Annotated in this window: 4 protein-coding genes; 3 read left to right on the forward strand and 1 reads right to left on the reverse strand. The window is 62.5% G+C overall.

All coding sequences use genetic code 11. From position 1 onward, the window contains the following. From PHE40_RS10770 to PHE40_RS10780, 3 genes are all read left to right on the forward strand, one after another. The coding region (locus PHE40_RS10770; protein WP_299961620.1) for an ATP-dependent RecD-like DNA helicase at window positions 1-2,352 on the forward strand (2,352 nt) is incomplete at its 5' end. Between the two features lie 73 nt (window positions 2,353-2,425). Further along, window positions 2,426-2,722 carry a DUF1778 domain-containing protein gene (locus PHE40_RS10775; protein ID WP_299961622.1) on the forward strand — a complete coding sequence of 99 codons (297 nt, stop codon included), beginning with the start codon at window positions 2,426-2,428 and terminating at the stop codon, window positions 2,720-2,722. After that, entirely contained in the window at window positions 2,722-3,252 is a 531-nt protein-coding gene (locus tag PHE40_RS10780) for an N-acetyltransferase (RefSeq protein WP_299961624.1), read from the forward strand. The genes PHE40_RS10775 and PHE40_RS10780 overlap by 1 nt, the downstream gene beginning before the upstream one ends. A 69-nt stretch (window positions 3,253-3,321) precedes the next feature. On the opposite strand, the gene PHE40_RS11000 is transcribed toward PHE40_RS10780, so the two are convergent. Continuing rightward, on the reverse strand, window positions 3,322-3,543 hold the full coding sequence (locus tag PHE40_RS11000) for a MerR family DNA-binding protein (RefSeq protein WP_366523611.1): 222 nt from the start codon (window positions 3,541-3,543) through the stop codon (window positions 3,322-3,324). Between the last annotated feature and the right edge of the window lie 104 nt (window positions 3,544-3,647).

The following is a 3,647-nucleotide window of genomic DNA, read 5'->3' on the forward strand; positions in this document are numbered from 1 at the left end:
CTCTCCGCCGTGCCGGAAACCGTGGTCGCGCAATTTAGCAAACGGACCATGGGTGGGACCGAAGCGGCGCGGGCCTATGCCAAATCGCAGGGACTGGACTGGGAGACCCTTACCCCAGCCCGGAAAATCGCATTGCTGAAAGCCGGAGTACATAACCCGCGCGAGGCCAAGAGCGATGATGTTAGCGACCTCGCTGCCTGGCGAGCGACGGCGACGCGGCTGGGTTATGAGCACCGGAGCGTGCTGCGTCCGGATGGTGTCATGCCTCTCCCCAGCCGTGAGCAGCGGCTGGAGACCGCCTTCCAGGCCGCACTGCCGCTGCTGGGCAGGCAATTTGATCGACGAGCGGTGATTGATGGTGCGGACGCCCGGATCGCCGCCGCCAAGGGGCTTATCGCGGCGGGAATTGGAGAGGCAAGCGATGTCGATTCCATCACGCAGGCTTTTCGTGAACGCGGTGTTCAGCGCCGGGGTGAGGACGCCGCGTTGATCTGGGGGCGTGTGCCGGGGCGCCAGGGCCGGGACCGGGTGGCGGTGACCACGACGCTCGAGCTTCGTGAGGAACAGAGGCTCATCGAGACGGCACGGGTTGGGGCGCGGGACCACCGTGCCGCGCTCTCGCGCAAAGCCATTGCGGCGGCAGTGGCCTCATTCCCGGAGATCGATTTTACCAGCGCGCACGGCCGGGCGCAGCGTCGGATCATCGACCAGCTGGGCGCTGGCGGGCGGGTGGGGCTCGCCATCGGCGTGGCGGGCTCCGGCAAGAGCACATTACTGAAACCCTTGGTGCGGGCCTGGCAGGCGGATGGCAGGGTGGTCCATGGCATCGCTCTGGCATGGCGACAGTCGGATGATCTGGCGGAGGCGGGGATAGCAGCCGCGAATACCCGTGCTGTGACGGGGTTCCTGCGGGATGTGGGGAGGGGAAAACTGGCCCTCGGCCGCAAATCTGTTGTGGTCGTTGATGAATTGGGGCTGCTCGGCACACGCCAGCTGAACGGCATCATGGCAGCGCAGGTGGAGAAAGGCTTCCAGCTGGTTATGATTGGTGACCCCAAGCAGATGCAGGCGGTGGAGGCTGGGCCGGTGATCGAGCTGCTGCGCCGGGCGCTAGGCACTGACAAGGTGCCGGAATTGGGCACTTCGGTCAGGCAGAAAGTTGAGGAAGAACGCGAGACCGTTCTGATGTTCCGCAATGGCCAGACGGAGGACGCAGTGTGCCGCAAGGATGCAAACGGCACGTTGCGGATCGTGCCGGGTGGGTATGAGGAGGCAGTGGCGCATGTCGCCGTGCTTTGGCGGGAGCGGCGAGAGGAGAACCGGGACCGGCTGGGCTTCAGCATTTCGGTGAGCGCGCCAAGTAACGCGGAAGCGCATGACATCAGCCTGGCCATCCGCCAGCAGCGCCGGACCATGGGACAAATTGGGTCGGATCAGATCACGGTCAAAGCCACCGATGGGGTTGGGGAACGGGAGTACGAACTGGCGCTTGCCGTGGGAGATCGGGTGCGCCTGTTCCGGCGTACAAATGCCAAATTCACGGAGACGGGCACGGTCGGGAATATCGGCCGCAACGGGTCGGTGCTGGAAATTAAAGCCGTTGACGCCGCCGGGGTGACTTTGAGGAATGGTGCGGGCAGGGAGGGGGCGGTCGCCTGGGATACATTGCGCGATGAGGCCAGCGGCAGAGTTCAGTTGGCCTATGGTGATGCGCTGACCACAAATACCGCGCAGGGCACCACTGTGACGGAGCATATTCATGCGATGCCGGGCGGCACGAAGCTGGTTTCAGCGTTTGGGGCCTATACATCAGGCAGCCGGCACCGGGAGCAGAGTTTTATCGTGACATCGGAGGGCGCTGAGCGGGCTGAGGTGATTGCGCGGCGGCCGCTGGGTGATAAGCGCGAGATCGGCCGCGGTGATCTGTTGAACAACATCATCCGCAATTTTGCGCAACGGCCCGAGAAGGAAGCGGCGCTGGCATTGATCGATCGTGCCGTTGGTCTGCGGCGTGGCGCGGTTCAGGCAATGCAAAGTGTTCACCGGGCAGCGGAAGCTCGTGGAGATACCCGGGGGCAGCCGTCGAAGCTGGCTGAGGGGTTGATGAGCCCACAGGCGTTCGCCGAGATTCTGCCCGGTTTGGCGGCGCAAATGCGCCGTCATGGCGGGGCATTGGCGCGTGTTGCTCGTATCAGTGCGGAGGTGGTGGAACTTCTGGCCAGGGTGGCCCGTCGCCCGTTGGTCAATCGCCATGCCGAGGCGGAATTCTGGCATCGGGTTGGAGAACGAGGCCAAGGTTTGCCGGATGATCATGTGGAACAGCAGAAGCAAACGAGGCGGCATAGCCGGTAGTGGAAGCAGTCATATGGTATTGCATAATGCGCTACCACAGTCTATGTTCCTCTCATGACAAAAGCCTCATGCCATGACCACTCCGCCCAAACGTAAGGACCATCCGCTCTCAATGCGGCTGCCGGAAGGTGACATCGCCATTATCGACCGCGCCGCCGATTTGCGCGGGCGCTCGCGCACGGATTTTGTGCGTGAGGCTGCGGTGCGTGCCGCCGAGCAAGTGCTAATGGAAAGCACGCTGGTGCGTATGAGCGCTGAGGGGTTTGAGGCATTCGTCCAAGCCGTCTCCGCGCCGGCCGCGCCCGTGCCGGAGATGGTGGCATCCCTTCGCCGCAGGGCGCCATGGGATAAGGCAACGGCGAAGCGCTGATGGCGGAGGCGCCGCTCTCTGCGCCGGAACTCCTGAATGCTAGCCACGATGTATCCCAGTTCTCCTGTGGCAAGCCCTCGCTCGACCATTGGCTGAAGACCCGGGCGCTGGCGAATCAGCAAAAGGGGTTCACGGTAGTCATGGTCGTCCATGTGGGGGGCGGGGTGGTAGGCTATTACGGCCTGGCGCCGACCGCCATTGTGCCAGCCAGCCTGCCACGCGCGATCCGCACCGGCCAGCCACCGAACCCGGTGCCGTGTATTCTGCTCGGGCAGCTTGCTACGGACCGTGCATGGGGTGGGCAGGGGATTGGCATAGGATTGTTGAATCATGCACTGGCCCGCAGCGTGAACGGCGCCACGCTGGTCGGCGGGCGGGCGCTTATCGTCAATGCCGTTGATGATGACGCAGCGGCATTCTGGCGCCGCCGGGGGTTTTTGCCGTCAAAGGATGACGCGCTGGTGCTGTTCCGTTCGATTGCCGATATCGCCGCTTCGCTGGAAGCGACTGGTGATGTTGCCCGCGGGTGATCTGGTGTGATAACCCATGAAAAGAGCCGCACATTGACCGCTAAAATATGCAGAGCACCTGTTATTGCATCAAGCCGGTTCAGTTTGCCTGAATAGCGTCTCAATCAGCGGACAGCCGGACTGATCGCCAGCCTGGCATTGAGCGATAAGGGTATCGAGAACCTTCTGCATCCTCCGCAGATCGGCAATTTTTGTTTTGACATCCTCACGATGCAAGATTGCCAGATCCTTGACCTCGGAACAGGGAACATCGCGCGCATCGGCGAGCCTCAGAACCTGAACGAAAAAGATAGTTGAGTGATTTCAGTTGGTTGTGATTCTGTTGGTTTGCGACAACTGACGGAGTCACGATGGCCTGGACCGAAACCACTCGGCGGCGATACTGCCGTGATGAG

The organism is Acidocella sp. (assembly GCF_028687955.1).
Lineage (GTDB): Bacteria > Pseudomonadota > Alphaproteobacteria > Acetobacterales > Acetobacteraceae > Acidocella.

What these genes read in the sequence shown, in the direction of transcription:
- PHE40_RS10775 (WP_299961622.1), top strand. Translation starts at nt 2,426, where the DNA reads ATGACCACTCCGCCCAAACGTAAGGACCATCCGCTCTCAATGCGGCTG.
- PHE40_RS10780 (WP_299961624.1), top strand. Translation starts at nt 2,722, where the DNA reads ATGGCGGAGGCGCCGCTCTCTGCGCCGGAACTCCTGAATGCTAGCCAC.